Source organism: Cupriavidus sp. FW305-F7 (assembly GCF_058782875.1).
In genome coordinates this window covers 52,604-77,589 of sequence record NZ_JBYSYC010000020.1, presented here as the reverse complement: position 1 = coordinate 77,589, position 24,986 = coordinate 52,604, and the positions used below count along the sequence as shown (strand labels likewise).

20 protein-coding genes and 4 pseudogenes are annotated in these 24,986 nt (G+C 64.6%); 10 read left to right on the top strand and 14 right to left on the bottom strand.

What is annotated here, in order from left to right:
* Positions 1–11: 11 nt before the first annotated feature.
* From AC3WL8_RS19600 to AC3WL8_RS19585, 4 genes are all read right to left on the bottom strand, one after another.
* Positions 12–920 carry a 2-hydroxy-3-oxopropionate reductase gene (locus tag AC3WL8_RS19600; RefSeq protein WP_211981101.1) on the bottom strand — a complete coding sequence of 303 codons (909 nt, stop codon included), beginning with the start codon at positions 918–920 and terminating at the stop codon, positions 12–14.
* A 75-nt stretch (positions 921–995) separates the two neighbouring features.
* Positions 996–2,099 (bottom strand): malate/lactate/ureidoglycolate dehydrogenase, encoded by a 1,104-nt coding sequence (locus tag AC3WL8_RS19595; RefSeq protein ID WP_211981102.1) that lies wholly within the window; start codon positions 2,097–2,099, stop codon positions 996–998.
* A gap of 113 nt (positions 2,100–2,212) precedes the next feature.
* Entirely contained in the window at positions 2,213–2,497 is a 285-nt protein-coding gene (locus tag AC3WL8_RS19590) for a CppA family protein (protein WP_011616901.1), read from the bottom strand.
* A 107-nt stretch (positions 2,498–2,604) separates the two neighbouring features.
* On the bottom strand, positions 2,605–3,357 hold the full coding sequence (locus AC3WL8_RS19585; protein ID WP_249221266.1) for a DUF1345 domain-containing protein: 753 nt from the start codon (positions 3,355–3,357) through the stop codon (positions 2,605–2,607).
* Positions 3,358–3,413: 56 nt separating this feature from the next.
* Between AC3WL8_RS19585 and AC3WL8_RS19580 the strand changes: the two genes are divergently transcribed.
* Positions 3,414–4,952, top strand: coding sequence for an FAD-dependent oxidoreductase (locus AC3WL8_RS19580; RefSeq protein WP_211981104.1), 1,539 nt, complete (start codon positions 3,414–3,416; stop codon positions 4,950–4,952).
* Between the two features lie 8 nt (positions 4,953–4,960).
* On the opposite strand, the pseudogene fdhD reads toward AC3WL8_RS19580, so the two are convergent.
* Positions 4,961–5,734, bottom strand: a pseudogene (gene fdhD, locus AC3WL8_RS19575) (formate dehydrogenase accessory sulfurtransferase FdhD).
* A 360-nt stretch (positions 5,735–6,094) separates the two neighbouring features.
* Here fdhD and AC3WL8_RS19570 point away from each other — a divergent pair.
* Both AC3WL8_RS19570 and AC3WL8_RS19565 read left to right on the top strand, forming a co-directional pair.
* Positions 6,095–7,338: pseudogene (locus AC3WL8_RS19570) on the top strand (molybdopterin dinucleotide binding domain-containing protein).
* Positions 7,339–7,497: 159 nt separating this feature from the next.
* Complete coding sequence (locus tag AC3WL8_RS19565; protein ID WP_492378663.1) at positions 7,498–8,415, top strand: bestrophin family protein; 918 nt, start codon at positions 7,498–7,500, stop codon at positions 8,413–8,415.
* Between the two features lie 62 nt (positions 8,416–8,477).
* On the opposite strand, the gene AC3WL8_RS19560 is transcribed toward AC3WL8_RS19565, so the two are convergent.
* From AC3WL8_RS19560 to AC3WL8_RS19550, 3 genes and pseudogenes are all read right to left on the bottom strand, one after another.
* Positions 8,478–9,296, bottom strand: coding sequence for a family 1 encapsulin nanocompartment shell protein (locus AC3WL8_RS19560; RefSeq protein ID WP_492378662.1), 819 nt, complete (start codon positions 9,294–9,296; stop codon positions 8,478–8,480).
* Entirely contained in the window at positions 9,289–10,338 is a 1,050-nt protein-coding gene (locus tag AC3WL8_RS19555) for a Dyp-type peroxidase (protein WP_013952598.1), read from the bottom strand. Before AC3WL8_RS19555 ends, AC3WL8_RS19560 begins: the two co-directional genes overlap by 8 nt.
* Positions 10,339–10,499: 161 nt before the next feature.
* A pseudogene (locus AC3WL8_RS19550) lies at positions 10,500–11,657 on the bottom strand (NAD-dependent formate dehydrogenase).
* Positions 11,658–12,096: 439 nt separating this feature from the next.
* Between AC3WL8_RS19550 and selB the strand changes: the two are divergent.
* The 4 genes from selB to AC3WL8_RS19530 all read left to right on the top strand — a co-directional run bounded on the left by selB (position 12,097) and on the right by AC3WL8_RS19530 (position 17,694).
* Positions 12,097–14,007, top strand: coding sequence for a selenocysteine-specific translation elongation factor (selB, locus tag AC3WL8_RS19545; RefSeq protein ID WP_492378661.1), 1,911 nt, complete (start codon positions 12,097–12,099; stop codon positions 14,005–14,007).
* A 45-nt stretch (positions 14,008–14,052) separates the two neighbouring features.
* A complete protein-coding gene (gene apbC / locus AC3WL8_RS19540; protein WP_013952601.1) occupies positions 14,053–15,141 on the top strand; it encodes an iron-sulfur cluster carrier protein ApbC in 1,089 nt (362 codons plus the stop codon).
* Between the two features lie 55 nt (positions 15,142–15,196).
* On the top strand, positions 15,197–16,615 hold the full coding sequence (gene pyk, locus AC3WL8_RS19535; RefSeq protein WP_492378660.1) for a pyruvate kinase: 1,419 nt from the start codon (positions 15,197–15,199) through the stop codon (positions 16,613–16,615).
* 491 nt (positions 16,616–17,106) lie between these two features.
* Complete coding sequence (locus AC3WL8_RS19530) at positions 17,107–17,694, top strand: helix-turn-helix transcriptional regulator (protein WP_013952603.1); 588 nt, start codon at positions 17,107–17,109, stop codon at positions 17,692–17,694.
* A gap of 202 nt (positions 17,695–17,896) precedes the next feature.
* Here the strand turns inward: AC3WL8_RS19530 and AC3WL8_RS19525 are convergent, their stop codons facing one another.
* Together AC3WL8_RS19525 and AC3WL8_RS19520 are read right to left on the bottom strand one after the other, a co-directional pair.
* On the bottom strand, positions 17,897–19,138 hold the full coding sequence (locus AC3WL8_RS19525; RefSeq protein WP_013952604.1) for an ABC transporter substrate-binding protein: 1,242 nt from the start codon (positions 19,136–19,138) through the stop codon (positions 17,897–17,899).
* A gap of 28 nt (positions 19,139–19,166) precedes the next feature.
* Positions 19,167–20,222, bottom strand: a complete 1,056-nt coding sequence (locus tag AC3WL8_RS19520) for a cyclase family protein (protein WP_492378659.1) — start codon at positions 20,220–20,222, stop codon at positions 19,167–19,169.
* Between the two features lie 389 nt (positions 20,223–20,611).
* Between AC3WL8_RS19520 and garD the strand changes: the two genes are divergently transcribed.
* Entirely contained in the window at positions 20,612–22,177 is a 1,566-nt protein-coding gene (gene garD, locus AC3WL8_RS19515) for a galactarate dehydratase (protein ID WP_492378658.1), read from the top strand.
* 18 nt (positions 22,178–22,195) lie between these two features.
* Here the strand turns inward: garD and AC3WL8_RS19510 are convergent, their stop codons facing one another.
* The 3 genes from AC3WL8_RS19510 to AC3WL8_RS19500 are packed head-to-tail and all read right to left on the bottom strand — an operon-like array spanning position 22,196 to position 23,143.
* Positions 22,196–22,420, bottom strand: a complete 225-nt coding sequence (locus tag AC3WL8_RS19510; RefSeq protein ID WP_013952607.1) for a DUF3820 family protein — start codon at positions 22,418–22,420, stop codon at positions 22,196–22,198.
* Positions 22,421–22,458: 38 nt separating this feature from the next.
* Positions 22,459–22,686, bottom strand: a complete 228-nt coding sequence (locus AC3WL8_RS19505; RefSeq protein WP_492378679.1) for a hypothetical protein — start codon at positions 22,684–22,686, stop codon at positions 22,459–22,461.
* The gene (locus AC3WL8_RS19500; protein WP_211981115.1) at positions 22,655–23,143 is read right to left on the bottom strand and encodes a porin; all 489 of its coding nucleotides are present in this window, start codon (positions 23,141–23,143) and stop codon (positions 22,655–22,657) included. The genes AC3WL8_RS19505 and AC3WL8_RS19500 overlap by 32 nt, the downstream gene beginning before the upstream one ends.
* Positions 23,144–23,392: 249 nt before the next feature.
* Here AC3WL8_RS19500 and AC3WL8_RS19495 point away from each other — a divergent pair, with 249 nt between their 5' ends.
* Positions 23,393–23,554 carry a hypothetical protein gene (locus AC3WL8_RS19495; RefSeq protein ID WP_492378657.1) on the top strand — a complete coding sequence of 54 codons (162 nt, stop codon included), beginning with the start codon at positions 23,393–23,395 and terminating at the stop codon, positions 23,552–23,554.
* A gap of 307 nt (positions 23,555–23,861) precedes the next feature.
* Positions 23,862–23,924 (top strand): annotated as a pseudogene (locus AC3WL8_RS19490) (hypothetical protein); the annotation flags it as partial.
* 133 nt (positions 23,925–24,057) lie between these two features.
* On the opposite strand, the gene AC3WL8_RS19485 reads toward AC3WL8_RS19490, so the two are convergent.
* Positions 24,058–24,963, bottom strand: coding sequence for a LysR family transcriptional regulator (locus tag AC3WL8_RS19485; RefSeq protein WP_013952610.1), 906 nt, complete (start codon positions 24,961–24,963; stop codon positions 24,058–24,060).
* Positions 24,964–24,986 lie beyond the last annotated feature (23 nt).

The following is a 24,986-nucleotide window of genomic DNA, read 5'->3' as shown; positions in this document are numbered from 1 at the left end:
GGCGGCGTGGTTCAGGCTGCGGGCGGCTCGTCGCCGATGGCGAACGAGGATAGGTGCTCGATCGCCCTGACCAGCCCGGAATGATCCCAGCCAGCGCCGCCCAGCCCGCTGCAGACATTGAACAGCTGCTGGCACGACGCCGTGCTGGGCAGGCCCACGCCGAGCTGGCGCGCGGTGGACAGCGCCAGGTCCAGGTCCTTCTGGTGGAGCGCGATGCGAAAGCCCGGGTCGAAGGTGCGCTTGATCATGCGTTCGCCATGCACTTCCAGGATGCGCGAGCTGGCAAAGCCGCCCATCAGCGCCTCGCGCACGCGCGCGGGATCGGCGCCGGCGCGGGCGGCCAGCACCAGCGCTTCGCTGACCGCCTCGATGGTCAGCGCCACGATTACCTGGTTGGCCACCTTGGCCACCTGGCCGTCGCCGGCCTCGCCCACGCGCGTGATGTTCTTGCCCATCAGTTGCAGGATCGGCAGCACGCGGTCGAATACTTCCTGCTTGCCGCCGGCCATGATCGACAGCGTGCCCGCCTTGGCCCCGACCTCGCCGCCGGAGACCGGCGCATCAACATAGTCGGCACCGAGCGCCTCGATGCAGCGCGCGAACTCGCGCGTGGCGATCGGCGAGATCGAGCTCATGTCGATCACGGTGACGCCGCCTGCCGTGTCGGCAAGGCCGTCAGCGACCCCCTTCTCGCCAAACAGCACCCGCTCCACGTCGGGCGTGTCAGGCAGCATCAGGATGATGGTCTCCGACTGCTTTGCCACCTCCTCGGCGCTGGCGCAGGCTTTCACGCCGGCATCCTGCAGGTCCTGCGGCACGCCGCTGCGGGTATGGGCGGACACGGTATGCCCGCCCTCGACAAGGTGCTGCACCATGGGCTTGCCCATCACGCCAAGTCCGATAAAGCCGATCTTGCTCATGTCAGTGTCCGGTAGTGGTCAGGCGCCAGGCCGGCCGTGCGTCGCGCACGACGCCGGGTTCATCTCTGATGATAGTCAGTCGCAAGCCAGCGCAGACAGCGGCCCCGGCGCAGGCTGCGCGCTGGCGCGCGCGGCCGCCACCCGCGCGGCGGCATCGTCCAGCTGGGCCAGCGTGCCGGCGTCAACCGGGACATGGGTGGCGCGGGCGGCGCGCCAGGCCCGTTCGGGCTCGCCCGGCAGGCGGATGCCATCCTGCCCGGGCTGCAGTCGCGATGCCTTCATCCACTCGGCGAACGCCGCTACCTCATGCCCGAACGACGTGCTGGTGCCCAGGCGCGCGGGATCGAACACGATCGCCAGCATGTTGTTCCAGACCGCATGCTCATGCCGCAGCGTTTCGGGGCGGATGGTGTGGCCGCCGGTGACCGCGGCGCCCAGCAGCTCGCACATCACGGCCAGCACATGGCCCTTGTGCTCGCCAAAGGGCCGCAGCGCGCCTTGCGGCGCGCCGTCGGCGGGGTACATCACGGCAGGATCGGCGGTGGGCTCGCCGTGCGCGTCCAGCAGGCAGCCGGGCGCCACCGGCACGCCCTTGTTGTGGGCCACGCGCACCTTGCCCAGCGCGATCGCGCTGGTGGCGAAGTCCAGCACCAGCGGCGGCTCGCCCGCCACAGGCACGCCGATGGTGAACGGGTTGGTGCCGTAGCGCGCATCGTAGCCGCCGTGCGGCGCCACGATGGGCTTGGACAGCACGTTGACGAAGTGGATCGAGATCATGCCGGCGGCAGTGGCCTGCTCGGCCCAGTGGCCCACGCGCCCCAGGTGGTGCGACTGGCGCAGGCCCATCACGCAGACGCCATGCTCGCGCGCGCGGCCGATAGCCATGTCCATGGCCTGCGCCGTCACTGCCTGGCCCATGCCGCGGTTGCCGTCCAGGCTCAGCATGCTGCCGGCATCGTGCAGCACGCTGACCTGCTGGTTCAGCTGCAGCTCGTCGGCCTGCCAGGCCAGCACATAGCGCGGGATCATGCCGACGCCGTGCGAGTCATGCCCGCTCAGGTTGGCGCCGACCAGGTGGTCGGCCGTCAGGCGCGCCTCTTGTGCGCTGCTGCCCGCGGCAAGCCAGAGATCGGCCACCCACTGGTGCAGGGCGGCGGTAGGGATGCGATGTTCGCTCATATCGGCCTTGGCTAGGGATGAAAAAAGCCCCGTGCCGTGTGACGGCAACGGGGCTTCATGATACGGCCAGCGAGAGCTCGGCGGCGCCGGCGTGGCCGGTGATCGGCTACTGCTTACTGGCGCAGCGCAGCTTCGGCAGGTGACTGGCCAAGGATTTCGCGGATACGGGCCAGGTAGGTATCGCCCACCGCGCGGTGCATGCGCGCTGCCTCGGCCGCGAACTGGCGCCGGCTGGGTGGGCGGATGCCCAGGCTGCGGCAGATCGTTGACAGGTAAGGCTTGCGCTGGCCGCCCAGGCGCAGTGCCGCGGTCTGCAGCGCGGCATCGCCGATGCGCCCGCGCAGCCAGGCCAGCACCTGGCGGTCATAATCGTTTTGCACACGGATCAGGTGTTCCATGGACGGGACTCCTACTGTTCATCCATACAGGTACTGTAAATATATACAGTATCCGGCGGGATGCAAGGAATTTGTCCACGAACACTTTGGCCGCGTGGTCAAGTCGCCTACAAGCCACCCAGGGCGTTCACGGTGAACGCCAAAATCCCCATGTTGAACAGAAACGCGGCCACGCAGTGGCCCAGGACCACCCTGCGCATGTGGGCGCCGGCGATAGTCACGTCAGACGTCTGGAAAGTCATGCCCAGCGTGAAGCTGAAATAGAGGAAGTCCCAATAGCTGGGGTCCTTAACGCCCGGCACCTGCAGCCCGCCCTGGTCGCCGGTGGCGGTCTGGAGATAGTAGAGATGCGCATAGTGCAGCGTGAAAACGGTGTTGGCAAAAAGCCAGGACAGGATGAGCGTGGCGACGATCAGCGCGATGTCGGCCCAGTGCGGTGTCTCGGGGCGCGCGATCAGCGTGCCGATCGCGACCAGGATCACCATCGAGAGCAGCACGGTGATCGCGAGCAGCGCGGTGCGGTTGGCATCGTTGTACTCCGCTGTACGCCGCATGGCCGCAGCATCGGCGCGCAACAGCGGCAGCGCGGCGCCAAGGAAGACAAGGGCCGCGAGATCGAAGCCGATCAGCAGCGCAATACGTGGCTCTGCGCCGAGCGCACCCGCGGCGAAGGTCGCAACAATCAATATGGCGCCGCACAGCAGAAAGCGTGCGGGTGCAATGCGCTTGCCGATAGCGAAGCGGGAGGGTCTGTTCATGGGGCAGTTATCCGGATGACCCTTCGTCAGGAAAGGAGGCTGGTCACCCGTGAATAATATCCGTGCCGTGGCGCAGTTTGTAACGCTGCATGCGCCTTTCATTTGACGGTATCGAGGTCGATAATGGCCCTGTGCCATGACCGGCAAGGAGAGACGCCATGACCAAAAGCTCTTCCTCCAAGGATGAATGCGATCTCGCCCAGGGCGTGCCGCTGGCTGACCTTGCTGATGGCGGCATGGTGACAGGCCAGATTGGCGGCGAACCGGTCTTGCTTGTGCGACGGGCTGATGAACTGTTTGCCATCGGTGCGACCTGTACCCACTATGGGGCGCCTCTGGCGGACGGCCTGCTGGTCGGCGACACGATCCGATGTCCATGGCATCACGCCTGCTTCAGTCTTCGTACCGGCGCGGTCCTGGGGCCGCCCGCCCAGGACGATCTGAAATGCTGGCGCGTGGAACAGCAAGACGGAAAGGCCTTCGTCCGCGAAGCGCTGCCGGCGGTGCAGCCACCGCGACTTGCCGCCGCCCAACTCCCTGAATCCGTGGTAATCATCGGCGGCGGCGCAGCCGGGACTGCCGCGGTCGAAACCCTGCGCCGGGAAGGCTATAGCGGCCCCGTCACGCTGTTGAGCGCCGATCGTTCATTGCCGTACGACCGGCCGAATCTATCGAAAGACTACCTCGCCGGGACGGCAAACGCGGACTGGCTGCCAATGCGGCCACCGACGTTCTACGCGGATCACGACATCGATGTGCGCGCCGACAACCGTGTCGTCAAGCTCAGCCCCGCGCAAAAATCCGTCACGCTCTCGGATGGCAGCAACGTGAGCTACGGCGCGCTTCTGCTTGCCGTCGGTGCCGTGCCGATACGGCTCGACGTTCCTGGCGCATCCTTGCCGCACGTGGGCGTGCTCCGTACGCTGGCCGACTGCGACGCATTGATCGCGCGTCTCGGCACGGCATGCCGATGCGTCGTGGTGGGCGCAAGCTTTATCGGGATGGAAGTCGCGGCAGCGCTGCGAACGCGAGGCCTGGAAGTGCATGTTGTCGCGCCCGAAGCGCATCCGATGGAGCGGGTCCTGGGTGCGGCGCTCGGCGGCATGATCAAGGCGCTTCATGAATCGCACGGGGTAACGTTCCATCTCGGGGCCACGGTGGCGGAGATTCAGCCGGATCGGGTGAAATTGTCGACCGGCACGGAGCTGGCCGCCGATCTGGTCGTGACCGGGATTGGCGTTCGCCCCGACGTGGCCTTGGCGCAGGACGCCGGCCTCGCGCTGGACAAGGGCGTGGCGGTCGATGAATTTCTCCAGACGAGCGAACCTGGCATCTATGCCGCGGGCGATATTGCGCGCTGGCCTGACCCGGGAACGGGCCAGCGTATCCGCGTCGAACACTGGGTGGTCGCCGAGCGCCAGGGCGTGGTGGCAGCGCGGAATATCCTGGGACAGCGCAAACGCTTTGCGGCCGTGCCATTCTTCTGGACCCAGCACTATGATGTGGCCATCAACTACGTAGGCCATGCGGAGCAATGGGATCGCCTGGATGTCGACGGCGATCCCGCCGCGCATGACTGTACGGTGACCTATTGGAGCAAGGACAAGCGGCTTGCGGTCGCCACGGTCGGGCGCGACCTGGCGAGCCTTCGGGCGGAGGCCGCATTCGAGCAGGAGGCGACAGGATCCGGGGCGTGATCGGCAACCTAGGCAATACGCAGGCGTTCGGGATGTGAGTAGACGACCAGGCTGCCACTGCGCACAAAACCGGCCAGCGTCACCACCGTGGATTCCGCCATCCGCACGGCCAGTGCCGTTGGGCCGGGCACCGCAGCAAGAATCCCGGCGCCGATCGATGCCGTCTTGAACACCATCTCGTAGCTGGCCCGGCTGGTGACAATCACCGCGCCGCTCTTGGTATCCTCAGTGCCGCTTGCCAGTGCGCCCGCCAGCTTGTCGAGCGCATTGTGGCGCCCCACGTCCTCGCGCACCAGGACCAGCGTGCCATCCGCGCGCAGCCATCCCGCTGCGTGGGTCGCTCCGGTATCGCGCAGCAGCGTCTGGCGGTTGTGCAAGGCGGCGAACGCCGCGTCGAAGACAGACGGGTCGAAGATGGCCGTGCTCTGCACCGGCTACGGCAGGCGCATGACGTCTTCAAGCGACTCGGTGCCGCACAGGCCGCAGCCGGTACGCCCCGCCAGCGCGCGACGCCGGGTCTTCAGCCTGGCGAAGGCGGCGGAGGCGATCTCTATCTTGACTGTCACGCCGTTCCCGCCGGCTTCCACGTCGATACCGTAGAACTCGCAGGCGTTGTCGACAATGCCTTCGCTAAGGCTGAAGCCGATCGCGAAGTCATCGAAATCGGCGGGCGTGGCCAGCATGACCGCATGCGAGATGCCGTTGTATTCGAGCGCGACTGGCGTTTCTTCGGCAAGGCGGTCGTCCTCGGACCTCATGGTGCCATGACGTACCTCTTCCATGCCGGCGCTACTGCCTTCCACTGGCGAATCCCGCCTCATCGCCTCTCCGCAATGTGTTTTCCGTGCAGTCGTGGTCATGGATGGCGCTATCAACTTCGAGGCCAAGTCCATTGTCGCGATCGCTGCAGCGCAGCCTACGACTAACCAGAATAGCCGGGTTCAGCAGCCTGCGCCGTCATGAATCGAATAGACCATTTGCTGCGAGCATTTGTGAGCTGTCAAACATGCATTGGGGAGGGCAGCGCTATTTGTAACCGCTACTTGCCGAGCGGTAGGCCGAGTCAATTTTTATGAAAAGCTCGCCTTGCGGCACGGGCGGCTTTCGCCCCCAGGGGACCGGTTCACGTTCATGGAGCAGACATGGCTACTCGACGGGAAGTGCCTGGCATCAGGCCGTATGACGGACCCGCTGGTGGTTGGGGTGCGCTTCGCGCAACGACTCAAGCCATACGGCTGCAAATGGATAGCGTCAAGGCGCGGATCACGCTGCTCCGGACCAATCAGCCCGATGGCTTCGATTGTCCGGGCTGCGCGTGGCCGGACAAGGGATTTTGAGCTGGAGGATATGGGGCGGCTTACCCATCCGCGGGTCTACGATCGTGCCACTGACACATTCCGGGCGGTCGATTGGGGCGCGGCATTCGCCCGAATCGGTGAAATCCTGCGTGGGCTGTCGCCCGACCAGGTCGAGTTCTATACGTCGGGCAGGGCATCGAACGAGGCAGCTTTTCTGTTCCAGCTGTTCGCACGGGAATATGGCACGAACAATTTCCCCGATTGCTCGAACATGTGTCACGAGCCCACCAGCGTCGCCTTGCCACAATCGATCGGAATCGGCAAAGGCACGGTGTCGGTGGAAGACTTCGACAGTTGCGAGCTCATCATCTCCATCGGCCACAATCCCGGGACGAATCACCCCAGAATGATGGGAACGCTTCATGAAGCCGCACGGCGCAACGTCCCCGTCGTCGTGTTCAATCCGCTGCGCGAGCGCGCGCTCGAACGGTTCGCGGATCCCCAACTTTGCGGTAGCGCTGCCCGATTCCGGACAGTCCTTTCCCGCGATGGGGAAGCTCGAGACCGTGCCCGGCTTCGAGAACTTCAACGCACGCATCCGGACGCCGGGTGGCTTCCGCCTGCCGCTTCCGCCGACCGAGCGCAAGTGGCCGACGCCGACTGGGAAAGCGATGTTCTCCGTGTATGGCGGGGTGAAAGAGGACGCCGACGTCCTCGGCGGAGAAAATGTCCTGCGCCTGATGACGATCCGCAGCCACGACCAGCACAACACCACGATCTATGCGCTGGATGATCGCTATCGAGGCGTATTCGGGCGGCGCGATGTGCTGTTCATGCATGAAGACGACATGGCGGCACGCGGACTGGAGCATGGTGACCGGGTCGACATCGAGACCATCGTAACCGGCAGGCAACTGCGCTTGAAGAAGATCACTGCGATCGCTTATGCAAACATCGCACGGGGTTCCGTGGCGGCGTATTACCCGGAGGCGAATGTGCTGGTGCCACTGGACTACATTGACAAGGAAAGCGGAACGCCATCGTACAAGTCCATTCCCGCACGGGTGTTGCGTGTGGAGGTGACGTAACCCGGGGCGAGCTTCTGGCGACCTGGCGAAGCGCGGCACGAGATTTGGCGTGGGAGGAGGGCGTTGTCCGGCGACACGATACATGCATGACCTGACCCAGCAAGTCACTGAACTCGTATGCAGTCTGTTCTGAGATAAAGCTTCCCCACAAGAAAAATCATGATCGTACGGCCAAAGAGAAACTGGTTCAGCATGCTGTTCGTATGGAGCGGGTCAGTCTTGCAGACCATCATTCCGCAGCTGCTCTTCCTGGCTCTTGTCAGCGGCATCGCTGTCCTGACCCAAGGGCGGATACTGGGCGAAAAGATCCCGCTCAATACCGCCCCTTTCACGCTCTTTGGCGTGGCGCTGACCATCTTTCTTGCGTTCCGGAACAATGCCAGCTACGAACGCTTCAAAGAAGCACGCTACCTTTGGGGGCACGTGCTCATCGCCTCACGCTCGCTCACCTCGCAGATACTGTGTTATCTCCCCGAGGACCGCAGTGAGGATCGGATCCAGCTGGTCAATCATCTGATTGCGTTTGCCTATTCGCTAAAGCATGAGCTTCGCAAGACGGACCCGACCCAGGATCTGGCTCGGCTTGTCGGGCGCGACGCGATGGAGGCCTTGCGTTCCAAGCACTATCGGCCGACGGCAATCCTCAATGAGGTACGCCATAGACTCTCGCGCCTGCAATTTCGTGCCGTGATCTCGGAGAACAAGCTCTGGATGCTTGATGCCCAGATCAACGAACTGGCGACGACAGTCGGCGGGTGCGAGCGCATTGCATCCACCCCGATCCCGTTTTCCTACGGGGTCCTGCTGCATCGCACCGTGTACGCCTATTGCATCATGCTGCCATTTGGCCTGGTGGATTCGACCGAGCTGTTCACGCCAATCATCTGCGTCTTTGTTGCTTACACGCTGATCGCGCTGGAAGCAATCGCCGACGAAGTGTCCGAGCCGTTCAGCGAGGCGCCCAACGCTCTGGCACTCGATGCCATCGCACGCAATATCGAGCGCTCGCTGCTGGAGCTGTCCAATCGGGAGATTCCCGAGGAGAAATTACCGGACCGTCAGTATCAACTGACGTAGGGGGCGGCGCTGCAGTCAGTCCGGCGCGCCGAAACGGACCGCGCCGGCTCAATCGACAAGCATTATTTTCCGGGTGCTTGCCCTGTCAGTTCAAGCGGAACCGATGCCTCGCTCGTCAGCATCAGGAACGTCAGCGTTTCACGCAGGTACAGCCGTACCACCTGCTCCGTATGGCTGCTATAGCCGATCGAGAGTTCCTCGCCAAGGTGCAAGGCGTAGTCACCGCCGCGGGTCGACAGTACACTGCCGCCGCTGATCGCCGGCGCCCAGATGATCTCGCCGCTGACGATCCGCTTGATGTGGTCAATGACCGGGTAGCCCTGGTCGCGCCCGCCCGCGAGCGCGGTGTATGCGTCGGCGCCAAGGAGCACGGAGTAGGGGCCGTCGACGCCCGCCAGCTTCAACGCCTCGAGCGCATCGCTGATCACCTGCGGATATTGGTTGACGTCGGCCGGCAGCGTGAACTTCGGATTCGACGAGCCTTGGCGGATGCCAACGACGCCCGCCTGCCGATAGCCGTCGAAGATGGCCCGATCCTCCGCAAAGGCAAGCTGTTTGGCCGCTTCCTTGGCTGGCTGCCAGTCGGAGTCGCGCGCGCCGCGCTCGACGCTGTCGATCGCTTCGCGCTGGAGTTCAAACGGCACGGTTAGCTGGACCAGGGCCCTGACCTCGCGCAGCTTCGCGCCGACGCCCTGCAGCGGCGCCTCGAGGTCCAGCAGGTGCCCGGTACCCACGCCGGCCAGTTCGGGGCCGCCGGGGCCGATCACGTCTGTCACGCGCCGTCCGGCGACGGAACGCTTGAAGGTGCGCGCCACTTCCTCTTCAATTTGAGACCATGCGGCGCTGGTGATTGGGGCGAGTTCGCGGTGCAGGTTATTCATATTCACGGTTCCCTTTGAGCGATCCGATATTCAATGAGCCTTCCCGGTGCGGTGCGGCCGACGGTGAGGGCGCCGGTTGGCTATCACTGACAGCAGGGGCTTCGCGGTCCGCAAGCCCTTCAAGCAGGTCGGCCGACGGCACAAAGAACAGGCTGCCGGTGACTGCCTTGCTGAAGTCGAGCAGCCGGTCGTAATTGCCGGGCGGCAATCCGACGAACATGTTCTCGAGCATCTTCTCGATCGGCGCGGGCGAACGGGCGTAGCCGATGAAGTAGGTGCCGAACTCGCCCGCTCCCGGGCGCCCGAATGGCATGTTGTCACGCAAGATCTTCACCTCTTGCCCGTTCTCGACCAGCGTTGTCAGCGAACTGTGCGATGACGAGGGTTTGATCTCTTCGTCCAGTTCGATGTCGGACAGCTTCTTGCGTCCGATGATCAGTTCCTGTGTCTCCACGGGAAGGGCATTCCACCCCGTCATATTGTGCAGATATTTCTGCACGATGACGTAGCTGCCGCCGGCAAACTCGGCATCCTCGTCGCCGATCACCGTGAAATCGACCGCCTCGCGTCCGGCCGGATTCTCCGTGCCATCGACAAAGCCGATCATCGCCCGCATGTCGAAGTTGCGAAAGCCGTGCACCTCGTCGACGACCTGGATCGCATCGCCAAGCTTGCCGAGCAGTTGCGTGGCAAGCTCGAAGCACAGGTCCATCGAATCGGCACGGATGTGCAACAGCAGGTCACCCGGCGTGGCGATGGCGACGCGATCGCCGGTGCCGAACTCCCGGAACGGATGCAGCGCCGCGGGACGGGGCTTGCCGAACAGCCTGTCCCAAGCGTCGGAGCCGAAGCCGCAGACACAGGACAGGTTGCCTGACGGCACGCGATGGCCGACCGCGCGCACGATGGCGGCAACGTCGGCACACCATGCGCGCACGGTGTCGGCGTGGTCATCGCCGTCGGTGAGCGTCGCAACGATGAATATGGCGCTGCGGGTGACTGTGCCGGAAACTGCTTGCGGTTCGGGGGAATTTGTAGGCATCGGGCGCTTCTTGTTGGTGAAACCGATACGGTTTTCGGGCTGACGGAAGAGAATTCAACGCATAAGCCTACACGAATTGTGTGGTGCCTCTGGCCTTTCATTTCCTCCTGACCAGGCAGTATCAATCGCCGTTGCAAATTGCGCAACGCCGGCGCTGGCGCTCACGTCAATTTGTAGGATCTGGCCCCTGTGCCCGCAAGTCCGCCACCGTCAACGATGAGATATTCCTCGCGAATGGGGGTGCCATCGAAATAGCTTTCCAGGATTTCCAGCGTGCCAGCGGTATAGCGGGCCTGCGCGGAGAGCGAGGTCCCGGAGATATGGGGGGTCATGCCGTTGAAAGGCATGGTTCGCCAGGGATGATCCGGGGGCGCTGGTTCGGGGAACCACACGTCACCGCCATAGGCGGCAATGTGGCCGGACTTGACCGCACGCACAACCGCGTCGCGGTCAACCAGTTCTGCGCGCGCCGTATTGATGAGGTAGGCGCCGCGCTTCATCCTGGCGAGCATCCTGTCATCAAAAAAATGCATGTTTGAGGGATAAAGGGGTATCTGCAGGCTGACAAAGTCCATGGCGCTCACGAGCGATTCGGCATCGGGGTGGAAAGTCAGGCCCAGTTCCTGCTCGATCTCCGGGCTGAGTCGGTGCCGCTGGGTGTAATGCAACTGCAGGCCAAAAGGCTTGAGCCTGCGCAGCACCGCGAGACCGATCCGGCCGGCGCCGATCGTGCCGAATTGCATGCCTTCCATGTCATAGCTGCGTGACACGCAGTCGGCAATATTCCACCCGCCACGCAAGGCGATCTCATGGGATGGCAGGTAGTTGCGGACCAGCGCCAGCATCGTCAGTATGACGTGCTCCGCCACGCTGATGCTGTTTGATCCCGTCACTTCGGCGACGGTGATGTGGCACGGGCGGCCGCCTCAAGATCGACATGATCGGAGCCGATGCCCGCAGTCAGCGCACATCAGCTTCCTTGCCCTGGCGATTCGCTCCCTGGTCAGGTAAGCCGGCCAGAATGGCTGCGAAATGACCACTTCAGCATCGGGAAGATGCTTCTCAAACGCAGAGTCAGCCCCATCCTTGTCGCTGGTCACGATGAGTTCGTGGCCCAGCCCCTCCAGATAGCCGCGAAGACCCAGCTCGCCGGAGACCGACCCCACAAGTTCGCCGGGCTTGAATCCGAGCGCTGCCTTCGAGGTCGGGGCAGTCTGGCCGTTGTCATAGGTCGTGATCACCGGAATGTCATCGCGGACATAGTGCGGCGGATATCCGGAGACCGGATCCGGATAAAGGACACATAGGACTTTCGCCATGAGAGTTCGATTCCTTTCCTGCTTTGCAGCGACATGGTCGGCCAGCCGATCCAGACTGCTGAGCAAGGCCCATGCCTGCGACAGCTTCGCTGGGTAGTCGGGAGCTTCCGGCGTACTGCAAGCGCTGCGGGGCCTGTGCGATGGACAAAATGTCCATGCTGAGCCAGGTCTCTCGGGTCAATCTGTCCATCCCGTTGTCACTTAAGGCATCGCTTATAGGCGCGCAAAGAATCGCTGAATTTACCTTAGGTGGCCAGGCAATTATCTTGTCTCCAACGATGCAGGAACACTAAGCGCAGCGGCGTCGATGCACGCTTGAGCAAGCCCATCGGCCATTCGGATAAGGATAGGAGACCATGCATGTTCACGACGAGGATATTCCCGCGGCAGTCCCTGATGGTCTCCGGCGCGTCAGGCTGCCGGTCTACCTGACGCAGCCATGATCGTCGGCACGGCAGGACATATCCATCACGGCAAGACCAGCCTGGTCAGGGCGCTGTCGGGCATGGATGCCGACCGCCTGAAGGAGAAGAAGGCGCGCGAGGTCTCGATCGAGCCTGGCTACGCGTACGTGCCGCTCGAGAACGGCGACGTGCTCGGCCTGGTCGATGTCCCGGGCCACCAAAAGCTGATTCACACCATGGCCGCGGGCGCATGCGGTATTGACTTCGCGCTGCTCGTGGTCGCCGCCGATGCCGGCGTGATGCCGCAAACGCGCGAGCACCTTGCCATTGTGCAACTGCTCGGCATCCGGCGCGGCGTGATTGCGCTGACCAAGGTCGATCGCGTGGATGACGCGCGGCTGCGGCAGGTGCGCGCGGAGATTGCGTCGTTCCGGCGCGGCAGCATGCTGGAGGATGCACCGGTTTTTGAAACCTGCGCAACGCGCGCCGACGATCCGGGTGTGAACGCGTTGAAGCGGCACCTGCACGCGGCCGCGGCTGCGTCGCGCACCAGGCGCGACGACGGGCTGTTCCGCCTTGCGGTTGACCGGGTCTTCACGCTTGCCGGGCAAGGAACGATCGTGACCGGAACCGTGGTGTCCGGGCGCATCCATGTCGGCGACAGGGTGTTGCTCGCACCGAAGAACGAGTCTGTGCGCGTGAGCAGCATCCATGCGCAGAATCGTGCTGCTGCTGCCGGGCGGGCGGGGCAGCGCTGCGCGCTGAACCTGGCCGGCATCGGCAAGGGCGCGATCGAACGCGGTGACTGGGTGGTCGATGTGCGCCTGGCACGGGCGTCGGAGCGCATCGATGTGATGCTGACACTGTTGCCAGACGCCCCTGCGCTGGAGCACTGGGCGCCCATGCATATTCACCTGGGCACGCAGCACCAGGTGGCACGTGTCGCGCTGCTCGATGGCCCGACGCTTGCGCCCGGGCAGCGCGCGCGCGTGCAGCTTGTGTTCGAGCGGCCGGTGTGCGCGCTGCCTGGCGATCCCTTTGTCGTGCGGAACGCGCAGGCTAGCCGCACCATCGGCGGCGGAGATGTACTCGACCCGTTCGCGCCCGCGCGCAAGCGCCGTTCCCCGGCGCGGCTGGCGTGGCTCGACGCAATGCAGGCCATGCTTGACACTGGCTCGGTCGGGGCATTGCTTGAGCAGGCACCAAACGGGCTGTCGCGCGCGCTGCTGGAGCGGCTGAGCGGCATGCCGGCGGCGGCCATCGAACTGCCGCGGGACACGCGCGTGATTGAACTTCCGGGCGACGATGCCTTGCTGGTGTCCAGCGCGGCGTGGCGGGCGCTGGCGGGCCGATTGACCACTGCCCTCCGGCAATTCCACCAACGCTCGCCGGATGTGCTTGGCCCGGAGGTGGCGCGTTTGCGCAGGATCGCCGCGCCGCTCGCGCAAGACGCGTTGTGGAGTGCGGTCGTCGATGACGCCTGCGCGCGCGGTGACATCATCAGGAACGGGCCCTGGCTGCACCTGCCCGAGCACACCGTGACGCTCGACGATGCGGATCGCTCGCTTGCTGCGACATTGCAGCAGGACATGAAAGCGGGGCGCTTCGATCCGCCATGGGTGCGCGAGCTGGCGAGCGCGCATGGCGTGCCGGAGGACAGGGTGCGGCAACTGATGCGCAAGCTCGCACGTCATGGCGAGACGTTTCAGGTCGTGCACGACCTCTTCTACGATCCGGAGGCGATTCGCGAGCTGGCCTTGCTCGCCGCTGTTGACGCCAGCAAGAACGCCGGCACGGTCGTCGCCGGGGCATTTCGCAATGCCACCGGACTCGGACGAAAACGTGCGGTTCAGGTCCTGGAATTCTTTGACCGTGTTGGCTATACGCGCTTCGACCGTGGCCGGCATCTGGTGCGCACGGACAGTCGTTGGCTGGAGTTGCTCTGACAGGCGACGACTGCCTCCCTACATTCACCAGCAGCGGAGTATGTCTTGAGCGTCAGCACTGAGCAGGTCACCGAAGCCCTGCGCACCGTCATCGATCCCAATACGGGCAAGGACCTGGTGTCCACCCGATCGGCCAGGAATATCCGTGTCGACGGCGGCGATGTCTCGCTGGAAGTCGAACTCGGCTACCCCGCGAAGAGCCAGTTTGATCCGATCCGCAAGCTGGTGGTTGCTGCAGTGCGGCAAGTGCCGGGCGTGAGCAATGTCAGCGTGGCCGTCACCATGAAGATCGTCGCGCACGCGGTTCAGCGCGGGGTCAAGCTGCTACCGGGCGTGAAGAATGTGATCGCGGTGGCGTCGGGCAAGGGCGGTGTGGGCAAGTCCACCACGGCCGTGAACCTGGCGCTGGCGCTGGCGGCAGAAGGCGCGCGCGTCGGCATGCTCGACGCAGACATCTACGGCCCGAGCCTGCCGATGATGCTGGGCATCGACGGCCGCCCGGAATCCGCCGACGGCCAGACCATGGAGCCGCTGGAAGGCCACGGCCTGCAGGCCAACTCGATCGGCTTCCTGATCGAGCAGGACAACCCCATGGTATGGCGCGGCCCGATGGTGACCTCGGCGCTGGAGCAGTTGCTGCGCCAGACCAACTGGCACGACCTGGACTACCTGATCGTCGACATGCCCCCGGGCACCGGCGACGTCCAGCTGACGCTGTCGCAGAAGGTGCCGGTCACCGGCGCGGTGATCGTCACCACGCCGCAGGACATCGCGCTGCTGGACGCCAAGAAGGGCCTGAAGATGTTCGAGAAGGTGGGCATTCCCATCCTGGGCATCGTCGAGAACATGGCGGTCTACTGCTGCCCGAACTGCGGCCATGTCGAGCATATCTTCGGGCACGGCGGCGGCGAGAAGATGTGCGCTGACTACGGCGTGGACTTGCTCGGCAGCCTGCCGCTGAACTTGCAGATCCGCGAGCAGGCCGACTCCGGCCGTCCGACCGTGGTGGCCGAGCCCGACAGCCCGGTGGCCGAGATGTACCGCGCCATCGCGCGCAAGGTGGCGATCAAGGTCGCCGACAAGGCGCGCGACATGACCAGCAAGTTCCCAAGCATCGTCGTGCAGAACACCTGACCAGGGTGAACGATTTACGCGCGGCTCCCGTCGCGCGCTGACATGGAGCAATGGCATGAGACGCCTTCGCAACGCCAAGATCGTGGCCACGCTCGGTCCCGCGAGTAGCACCCCCGACCTCATTGACGCGCTGTTCGAGGCCGGCGCCGATGTCTTCCGGCTCAACTTCAGCCACGGCACCCACGACGACCACCGGCAACGATTCGAAGCCATCCGCGCCGTAGAGCGCGAACGGGGCCGCCCGATCGGCGTTCTGCTCGACCTGCAGGGTCCGAAGCTGCGCATCGGCACCTTCGCCGACGGCCCGGTGCAACTCGCCGCCGGTGCTGGCTTCCGGCTGGACCTGGACAGTGCGGCGCCCGGCTCGGCCAGCCGGGTCTGCCTGCCGCACCCGGAGATCTTCGCCGCCCTGAGCGAGGGCGTGGAGCTGCCGCTGGACGACGGCAAGATCCGGTTGCGCGTCGGGCAGTGCGGCGCCGACTTCGCCGAGACCACGGTCGTCAACGGCGGCACGCTCTCGGACCGGAAGGGGGTGAACGTGCCGGACGCGGTGCTGCCGCTGTCGGCCATGACCGAGAAGGACCGGCGCGACCTAGGCTTCGGACTGGCGCTGGGTGCGGACTGGATCGCGCTGTCCTTCGTGCAGCGGCCGGAGGACATCCGGGAGATCAAGGCAATCGTCAACGGCCGCGCCGGCATCGTGGCCAAGCTGGAGAAGCCTGCCGCCATCCAGAGCCTGGACCTGATTGTCGCCGAGGCCGATGCCATCATGGTGGCGCGCGGCGACCTGGGCGTGGAGATGCCCGCCGAGCAGGTGCCGTCGCTGCAGAAGCAGATCGTCCGCGCGTGCCGCAAGGCCGGCAAGCCGGTCATCGTTGCCACGCAAATGCTTGAATCGATGATTGCCGCCCCCGTGCCTACCCGTGCGGAAGCGTCAGACGTGGCGACGGCGATCTACGACGGTGCCGACGCAGTCATGCTGTCGGCCGAGTCGGCTTCCGGCCGGTATCCGGTGGAGGCGGTGCGAATGATGAACAGCATTATCTCCCGCACGGAATCCGACCCGCTGTACCGCGACGCCATCGAGGCATCCCACACCCCGCCGCGCGCGGACGCGGCTGATGCCATCGGTTACGCGGTGCGGCATATCGTGGGCTTGCTCAGGGTGCCGGCGACGGTCGCCTATACCAGCTCGGGCTACTCGGCGCTGCGCATGGCGCGCGAGCGGCCGCAGGTGCCCATCCTCGGCATGACACCCCGCATGGCGACGGCGAGGCGGCTGACGCTCACCTGGGGCGTGCATGCGGTGCTCTGCCACGAGGTGCTGGATGTGCCGGAGATGACCGATCTGGCCAGCCGCACTGTGCTGGCGGAGGGGTTCGGGGAAGCCGGACAGTCCATCGTCATCTCCGCCGGACTGCCGTTCCTGGTGGCGGGAACCACCAACCTGCTGCGGATTGCGCAGATCCAATGAGGGGGTAGGGACGCCGCCGAACAGGTACGTCCCGGGGCATTGCCGCAGCGTTGCACGGTCCCCGCTGACAGAGGCCACTGCCACCTCCGTCAGCGGGCCGGGCCGCTCCCCTCCTGACCTCGACTCCCCCCTCGAAGGGGGTAGGCGATGCTGAGGCTTGGCTCATTTGCCCCGACTCTCGTTGACTACGGCTTTGGAAGCCCCCGGCGGGGCCTGCCGAAGACCGGGCAAATGATGGCCATGATGGTATCGAAACCGTGCAAAAGTCATATCCTGCTAATCAGCAGGGTGCCTTTGACGGCGCGCAGGCATGAGTGGCGCCGTTAAAGGCCTTCCGGCTGGCGAACCTCGCCCGGTTTTATCGACGCCAACACTGTACATGCGCTGGCGCGTGGTCTAGTCTTCACGTTGACCCGCGTTCGGGTGAAATCCGGGCGAAGGGGCCAATCAAGGCGCCAGTAAAAGCGCCAGTATCGGGGGTCTGGACTGCCATGAGTATCGAGATCGGAAAAGACATCACTGCGTTTGCCGACCAACTGCTGGACGCCGTATTCCTGGTCGACACGGGCGGCCGCATCCAGTATGTCAGCGCAGCCTGCGAGGGCATTTTTGGCTATACGCCGAAGGATATGGCGGGCGAGTTCATCATCGATCTGGTCATGCCCGCCGACCGGGACCGGACCATTGTTGAGGCCAAGCAGGTCATGTCGGGAAAGAAGCGGATCGGTTTTGAAAACCGCTATCGCCACAAGGACGGCAGTGCCGTCCATATCATGTGGTCCGCCGGATGGCTCCAGTCGGAACGGTTGCGCGTCGGGGTTGCCCGCGATGTCACTGCGCTGAAGAAGGAGAGCATTCTTGACCTTGGGCTGGCGCTTTCTTCCGTCCCGTTGGCGCCCCACGAGCAGAAAGTTTTGCGGCTGCTGTTGACCGACGCATCGGAAAAGCAGATTGCCCAGCGCCTCGGTCTGGCGGTTTCCACGACCCATTCCTATGTGACCGGCATCTTCCGGAAATTCGGCGTCAGGGGCCGGGCCGGGTTGATGAGCCTGTGGCTGGAAAACCTGACCAGGGATTAGCGGTAGCGGAAAACCGAACGCTGGATGGTTTCCAACGGCACAAATCCTAGTCTGTATTTGTCAGATTCAAACTAGGATTTGTGCTTGTCGGAAATCGGCGCGGGGTTCGGACACCACGTTGCATGCCGCCGCTAGCCGGCACATAGTCCATCTTCATTCGCGTACTTCGGGCCCCAATCCGATATCTCCACCGGCGCCGCCATCAGCGCCTGAGCAACGGGCACTGCGACTTCGACATCGGCATGAACGCCTGCTCGCCCGGCACCGTGGCCAGCACCTTGTAGTAGTCCCATGGGTACTTGGATTCGGCCGGCGTCTTGACCTCGAACAGATACATGTCGTGGACCATGCGGCCGTCTTCTCGGATGCGGCCGTTCTTGGCAAAGAAGTCGTTGATCGGCATCGACTTCATCTTCTTCATCACCGCCGCAGTCTCGTCGGTGCCCGCTGCCTGCACGGCCTTCAGGTAGTGTGTCACCGATGAATATGCACCTGCCTGGCTCATGTTGGGCATCTTCCTGAGCTTGTCGAAATAGCGGCGCGACCACGCACGCGTGGCTTCATTCATGTCCCAGTAGAAGGCCTCGGTCAATACCAGACCGGAGGCCGTCTTCAGGCCGATGGCGTGGATGTCGTTGATATAGAGCAGCAGGCCCGCCATGCGCTGCGTGTTGTTGCGGGTCAGGCCGAATTCAGAGGCGGCCTTGATTGCGTTGACGGTATCGCCGCCGGCATTGGCCAGGCCCACCACCTGTGCCTTGCTGGCCTGCGCCTGCAGCAGATAAGAGGCGAAGTCGCTGGTGGCCAGCGGGTGGCGCGCGGCGCCAAGCACCTTGCCGCCGGTCTCGTTGATGACCGCGGTGGCCGAGTCCTGCAGCGTGTGGCCGAAGGCGTAGTCCGCCGTCAGGAAGAACCAGGACTTGCCGCCGCGCTCCACCATTGCGCGCGCGGTGGTGTTGGCCAGCGCGTAGGTGTCGTAGGCGTAGTGCACTGACACCGGCGTGCACAGGTCATTGGTGATGCGCTCGGTGCCGGGGCCGGAGAACACCACGATGCGGTTCTTCTGTCTTGCAACCTCAAGCACCGCCAGCGCCGGCGCCGACGCGGCCACGTCGAGGATGGCGTCGACATTGGCGGTATCGAACCACTCGCGCGCCTTGTTGGCGGCGATGTCGGCCTTGTTCTGGTGATCGACCACCACCAGCTCGATCTTCTTGCCCAGCACCTTGCCGCCGAAATCGTCGATGGCCATCTGCGCGGCGGTGGCGCTGCCGCGGCCGGTGACGTCGGCATACAGGCCGCTCATGTCGAGCAGCATGCCGATCTTGACGACGTCGTCAGAGACGGCGGCCCTGGGCTGGGCCTGGGCGGTGCCGCAGGTAAGCGCCGCGGCGAAGGCGAGGGCGCTGGCGGCAATACGGCGGATCGCGTGGCGATGGTTCATGGTGTCTCCCTGATTTAATGTTGTTGGCTTATACCGTGGCGATCGGCGTCACCGGCGACCCAACTGCTCCGGGCAGGCGCAGCGGCGGGGCGGTGAGCTGGAAGCGCGTACGGCCGTTGGCGCGCAGCCAGTCCGCCAGTTCACGCAGGTACCACAGCTCGCCCAGCGGCAGGCCCAGCTTGAACAGGCAGTGGTGGTGCAACGGCAGCAGCGGGTGGTGCTTGTCGCCATCGGGCGCGGGGCGGGCGGGGTAGCGTTCGACCGCGTAGTTGTCGGCGATCAGCGCGGCGATGCCGGCATCGGTGATCCAGTTCAGCAGGCGTTCGTCGCGGCCATCCAGCGCGCAGCAGCTGTGGTGCAGCACGGCTTCATCGGGGTTGCGCTGCATCGACAGCACCACCTCAGCAAAGCCGGTGCGCAGGAGCAGCATGTCGCCGCGTTCGACTTCCACCTTGCCGGCATCCAGCGCGTGCATCAGGTCGTCGTAGCCGACATTGCGGAAGTCCATGCCGAAGGTGTGGGCCAGGTCCACCAGCGCGCCCCGGCCCTGCATGCCCTTGACCGCGAAGTTCTCGATGCCCAGCGCCTGCGCGGCACTGTGGTCGTGGCCGCAAGGGTGCGCGGCGAAGTTGTCGTCCTCGGCATAGTCCACCGGGCCGACGATATGCTCGTTGGCGCGGTAGCCGTTGTAGTAGACGCGCTCCGGGCGGCCGTCGCCGTCGGCATCGAACAGCGCGCCCACGTGTGCCAGCGCATCCCATTGCGTGCTGTATTGCAGGCACAGCAGCACCTGGTCGTCGCTGATGACGTCGGTGGCGGTGGGATCGAACTTGGCCAGCGGGAAGTTCAAATAGGGGATGTCGTCGCGGAAGGTAGGCCGCAGCACCGGCGGATGCCGGCGCGGGTTGAGCTTGTTGCCGCCGGGGTAGTCCAGCGGCAGCGACAGGCAGAAGCTGATGCCGGCCTGCACCTCGCGCGCGCCTTTCACGACCTGCTCCGGGCCGATCAGGTTGATGCGGCCGAGCTGGTCGTCGGGGCCGAAGTCACCCCAGTTGGAACCTTGCGGACGTTGCTTCCAGCGCATGAGTCATGCCTCCTGTCGTGTGCGTGGCCGACGGAGCGGCCGGTGTATGGGGTATCAGTGCGGCGTGGCTGCGCGATGTGCGTGGCCACGCGGAAGATCTCCTGTCCGGTTCTCGTGGCATGAAACCGGTTGCATCCTTATAGGCCATATCGCGGGGGATGGTCATTTTGCGGTGCAGCAGGATTTCGGCGAGTTGGCCTCCTTCTTAGTGGCGGACAATGCTGGTTCATGATGTGTTGTCGTACAACATGACAGGGAAGTGGCTTATATCCGTCCTGAAAAAACGAGAGATAGGGAATTCCCGGGGTCATAGGCAGCCATAAGCAGATAGAATGTTGTCAGACAACGTAACACTAAAGGTGCGCGACGCGCGCCAGGCTGGAGATGACATGGCAGTGACCCCGACGGCAGGTGAGCAGGCGGCTCGCCCGCTGTACATCACGATGCACGCGAACGACAACGTTGCCATCGTGGCCAACGACGGCGGCCTGCCGGCGGGAACGGAATTCCCCTGCGGCCTGGTGCTGGCCGAGGGCGTGCCGCAGGGCCACAAGGTGGCGCTGACTGATCTGCGCGAGGGCGACGCGGTGATCCGCTACAACGTGGTGATCGGCTACGCGCTGAAAGACCTGCCACGCGGCAGCTGGGTCAATGAGCGGGTGATCCGCGTGCCGGCCGCGCCGGAACTGCACGACCTGCCGGTCGGCACGCGCGTGGCGCCGCTGCCGCCGCTGGAAGGCTATACCTTCGAGGGCTACCGCAATGCGGACGGCTCGGTCGGCACGCGCAATATCCTGGGCATTACCACCACGGTGCAGTGCGTGGAGGGCGTGGTGGAGTTTGCCGTGCGGCGCATCAAGGAAGAACTGCTGCCGAAGTATCCCAATGTCGACGATGTGGTGGGCCTTGAACACACCTACGGCTGCGGCGTGGCGATCGACGCGCCCGATGCCGGCATCCCGATCCGCACCATCCGCAATATCGCGCTGAACCCCAATTTCGGCGGCGAGGTGATGATCGTCAGCCTGGGTTGCGAGAAGCTGCAGCCGGCGCGCCTGATCGGCGCCGGCACCATCCCGATCCAGAAGGAGGGCGAGCCCGACGTGGTCTGCCTGCAGGACGAGCAGCATGTGGGCTTTGCCTCGATGATCGATTCGATCATGGCCACGGCAGAGAAGAACCTGGCGCGCCTGAACGCACGCCGGCGCGAGACCTGTTCGGCGTCTGACCTGGTGGTCGGCGTGCAGTGCGGCGGCAGCGATGCCTTCTCCGGCGTCACCGCCAATCCCGCGGTGGGCTTTGCCACCGACCTGCTGGTGCGCGCCGGGGCCACGGTGATGTTCTCCGAAGTGACCGAGGTGCGCGACGGCATCGACCAGCTCACCGCGCGCGCGGCCACGCCCGAGGTGGCCGAGGCGCTGGTGCAGCAGATGGCCTGGTACGACCGCTATCTGGAGCAGGGCAAGGTCGACCGCAGCGCCAACACCACGCCGGGCAACAAGAAGGGCGGCCTGTCGAATATCGTGGAAAAAGCGATGGGCTCGATCGTCAAGTCCGGCACCGGCCCGATCCATGGCGTCACCGGCCCCGGCGAGAAGGTCACGCAAAAGGGGCTGATCTATGCCGCCACGCCCGCGGGCGATTTTGTCTGCGGCACGCTGCAGCTGGCCGCCGGCATGAACCTGCACGTGTTCACCACCGGGCGCGGCACGCCGTACGGGCTGGCCGAGGTGCCGGTGATCAAGGTGTCCACCCGCAACGACCTGGCACGGCGCTGGCATGACCTGATGGATGTCAACGCCGGCCGCATTGCGACCGGCGAGGCCACCATCGAGGAAGTGGGCTGGGAGCTGTTCCACACGCTGCTGGCGGTGGCCAGCGGCAAGAGGTCATGGGCCGAGCACTGGAAGATCCGCAATGCGCTGGTGCTGTTCAATCCGGCGCCGGTGACCTGAGCCTCGGGTCTGACTGCGCTACGTACGCCCGCGCAACGGCTTGAGCAGATGTGACAGGCCGTTGTGATCCAGTTCGTGCATCAGCGCCAGCAGCGCGCCGATCTGCCCCGGAGGGAAGCCCTCGCGCGCGAACCAGTTCAGGTAGTTGCCTGGCAAGTCGGCGATCACCGTGCCTTTGTGCTTGCCAAAAGGCATGGTGACTGTGACCAGCCGCTTCAGGGCGTCGGCATCGAAATCGGTCATTGGTGGGCGGAAAGTCGGAAGGCTCCACGCTATCACAGTCAGAAGGCGCTCGTGATGCCCATTTGACCAAGCACCTGCGTGCGCCCGCTCGAAGCCGCGTTGGGCCCGAAGAGCCCATTGATCCATGCCCCCGTAGCCGGGCCATCACCTGAAGCCCGTTGATAGACACCTTCGGCATAGACGGCGGTCCGTTTTGAGAAGCGATACATCAGCGTGCTCGTCAGCGGGACAGCGTCATTGTTCAGGAGGATGGCATTTCCCTTCATGTACTGGACGTTGCCACCCAGTGTCCATGCGGGAGCGAGCGACCAGTTTGCGCCGATTTGCCCCTGGGCCTGTGTGTTCTCGGTATGCGCATATAAGAAAGACGCTGGTCATGACCGGTCCGAAGCTGTAGCGCATGCCGGCTCCGAAGTTGCGGATGCCGTCTTGCCCGTTGTTCATCTGCAGATACTTGACGTCCGTGTAGGCCGCGCCGGCGGCGAACCAGCCGCTCGAATAGTTGACGCCAAGGCTGACGGTGTTGCCGGAGGAAAACGACCCGGCGACACCTCCAAAGCCGTACAGGGCGCCGAAGGTCAAGCTGGCAAAATTGGCCGATTGGTACTTTACCGATCCTGGTACCCGAGCGGACCACCCGATCGAAGTCCGCCGATCCAGTGGGGTTGTTCGGGATGCCGAGGGCGGAAAATGGTCCCTGCCGGAAATTGTAGAAGCCGCCATAGGTCAGTGCGCCATCGAAGCCGCCGTTCGCCTCGTGAAAGCCGCCAAAGAGCAGCGAGTCGAACATGAAATCATACTGGTTGCCAAAGGTCAGCTTGCCCCAGTGCTGGTTGGACAGCCCGACCCAGGGAGATCGGTTTCCTTGAGCAACTCGGCTGCCATATCGTCGTGCTGTCCGGCGCGGCTTCGATACCCGGGGCAGTGGTGGAACTCGATGGCGCTCAGGCAGCGTTCATGCATGGGCATGGCATGCAAGCTTACATCAGCCGGCCGGACTTTGCTGTTTTCGGCGGCGTTTCCGACCTGGCGCGTCTGCCCGGCCTGGTCGATTCCCTGCGCCAGAAGCTGCACTGGCGCGGTGCGGCGCAGTCCAGCATGCTGGCCGGGACCAGCGCAGCGGCTGTTTCGTGAGCGCGGGAGCCATGATGACGACAACGGTTTCTTCGGCAGCGCTTGCGTTCCAGCGGGCGATGCCGGTCACACGCTTGCTGGATTGCGGCATGGACTATGCCGACGCCGTCCGGCTGTTCGACGCCACAAGGCCGGGGAGATGATTGGGATCGCATGGCCGAGTCGCTCGCCGATGCTCAGCTGGAGCGCGCCGAACACGCTGCCAGGGCCGGCCACCTGGTGACAGCCGCCCAGGCCCAGCCATCCAGGCCAATTTCGAACGCATGCGCTTTCAATCGCACCGCGACAGGATCTCTTGCCCGTTCTCGTGCTGCATGGCGGCGCGGATCCGTTGGTGAAGCTGGAAGACCAGCAGCCTTTCCTGGACGCGGCGCTCACGGACGACGTGACGCTACGAATCTGGCCGGATGGCGAGCATACGATCTACAACCACGCGGCCGAGCGGACGGTGCTGGTGGCGGATTGGTTGCAGACCGGCTCTGCTGAATGGACGCCGCCCGCCGTCAGGCGCGCTGGATCTTCGCTTCCTCCACAGCCGCGCGCACGCACTCGGCCAGCAACTCTGACGCCCGGGTGCGCGTCGCGCGGGCCGTGCGCGCGATCACCAGCGGCTGGCGCACGGTGTCTTCCCGTATCGGCTTTTCCACGACGGCGGTGACCTGGGACGACGCCGGTGCCTGCGTGATCAGCAGCGCCGCGCCCAGTCCGTTCGCCACCATGCCGCGCGCCAGTTCCAGCGAAGTCGCGCGGTAGCGCACCTCGGGCTGCAGCCCGAATTGCCAGAACGGCGCCATCAGGAATTCACGGCTGTGCGGCAGGTCGATCAGGATCAGCGGTTCCTGCGCCAGTTCGTGCAGCGACAGGCTGCCTTTGCGCCTGGCCAGCCGTGAGCCTGCGGGCAGCAGGCCGTAGGGCCGCAGCTCTGCCAGCAGTTCGCGCTCGATGTCATCGGGCATGCCCACATCGTAGGTCAGCGCCAGCTCGATCTGCCCGCCGTGCAGCCAGTCCTCCAGCTGGGCGAGGTCCCCTTCGACAAAGCGTACCGACAGTTTGGGATAGCGCTCGCGTGCCATGCGCAGCACCACCGGCAGGTAGACCGGCGCCAGGGTGCGGAAGACGCCGATCTGCACCTCGCCCGCCGAGGCATCGCCGCTCTTGTCCACTTCAAATGCCGTTGCTGCCCCAAGGATGTGGCGCGCTTCCGCCAGCTTGCGCACGCCGAAGCGGGTCAGGGTCATCCTTGCGCCGACATCGCGGGCGAACAGGGCTTCCTCGAACAGCGTCTCCAGTTCACGGATGGCAACGGAGATGGAGGGCTGCGAGACGTTCAGCAGCCGCGCCGCCGCCGTGGTGCTGCCGGTTTCCGCCGTCGCGGCGAAGTAGCGCAACAGCCGCAAGGAGACACGCATCAGAAAATCCTATAGGTGCTAGT

What these genes read in the sequence shown, in the direction of transcription:
- AC3WL8_RS19600 (WP_211981101.1), bottom strand. Translation starts at nt 920, where the DNA reads ATGAGCAAGATCGGCTTTATCGGACTTGGCGTGATGGGCAAGCCCATG.
- AC3WL8_RS19595 (WP_211981102.1), bottom strand. Translation starts at nt 2,099, where the DNA reads ATGAGCGAACATCGCATCCCTACCGCCGCCCTGCACCAGTGGGTGGCC.
- AC3WL8_RS19590 (WP_011616901.1), bottom strand. Translation starts at nt 2,497, where the DNA reads ATGGAACACCTGATCCGTGTGCAAAACGATTATGACCGCCAGGTGCTG.
- AC3WL8_RS19585 (WP_249221266.1), bottom strand. Translation starts at nt 3,357, where the DNA reads ATGAAAGGCGCATGCAGCGTTACAAACTGCGCCACGGCACGGATATTA.
- AC3WL8_RS19580 (WP_211981104.1), top strand. Translation starts at nt 3,414, where the DNA reads ATGACCAAAAGCTCTTCCTCCAAGGATGAATGCGATCTCGCCCAGGGC.
- AC3WL8_RS19565 (WP_492378663.1), top strand. Translation starts at nt 7,498, where the DNA reads ATGATCGTACGGCCAAAGAGAAACTGGTTCAGCATGCTGTTCGTATGG.
- AC3WL8_RS19560 (WP_492378662.1), bottom strand. Translation starts at nt 9,296, where the DNA reads ATGAATAACCTGCACCGCGAACTCGCCCCAATCACCAGCGCCGCATGG.
- AC3WL8_RS19555 (WP_013952598.1), bottom strand. Translation starts at nt 10,338, where the DNA reads ATGCCTACAAATTCCCCCGAACCGCAAGCAGTTTCCGGCACAGTCACC.
- selB (WP_492378661.1), top strand. Translation starts at nt 12,097, where the DNA reads ATGATCGTCGGCACGGCAGGACATATCCATCACGGCAAGACCAGCCTG.
- pyk (WP_492378660.1), top strand. Translation starts at nt 15,197, where the DNA reads ATGAGACGCCTTCGCAACGCCAAGATCGTGGCCACGCTCGGTCCCGCG.
- AC3WL8_RS19530 (WP_013952603.1), top strand. Translation starts at nt 17,107, where the DNA reads ATGAGTATCGAGATCGGAAAAGACATCACTGCGTTTGCCGACCAACTG.
- AC3WL8_RS19525 (WP_013952604.1), bottom strand. Translation starts at nt 19,138, where the DNA reads ATGAACCATCGCCACGCGATCCGCCGTATTGCCGCCAGCGCCCTCGCC.
- AC3WL8_RS19520 (WP_492378659.1), bottom strand. Translation starts at nt 20,222, where the DNA reads ATGCGCTGGAAGCAACGTCCGCAAGGTTCCAACTGGGGTGACTTCGGC.
- garD (WP_492378658.1), top strand. Translation starts at nt 20,612, where the DNA reads ATGGCAGTGACCCCGACGGCAGGTGAGCAGGCGGCTCGCCCGCTGTAC.
- AC3WL8_RS19510 (WP_013952607.1), bottom strand. Translation starts at nt 22,420, where the DNA reads ATGACCGATTTCGATGCCGACGCCCTGAAGCGGCTGGTCACAGTCACC.
- AC3WL8_RS19505 (WP_492378679.1), bottom strand. Translation starts at nt 22,686, where the DNA reads ATGAAGGGAAATGCCATCCTCCTGAACAATGACGCTGTCCCGCTGACG.
- AC3WL8_RS19500 (WP_211981115.1), bottom strand. Translation starts at nt 23,143, where the DNA reads ATGGCGGCTTCTACAATTTCCGGCAGGGACCATTTTCCGCCCTCGGCA.
- AC3WL8_RS19495 (WP_492378657.1), top strand. Translation starts at nt 23,393, where the DNA reads ATGCAAGCTTACATCAGCCGGCCGGACTTTGCTGTTTTCGGCGGCGTT.
- AC3WL8_RS19485 (WP_013952610.1), bottom strand. Translation starts at nt 24,963, where the DNA reads ATGCGTGTCTCCTTGCGGCTGTTGCGCTACTTCGCCGCGACGGCGGAA.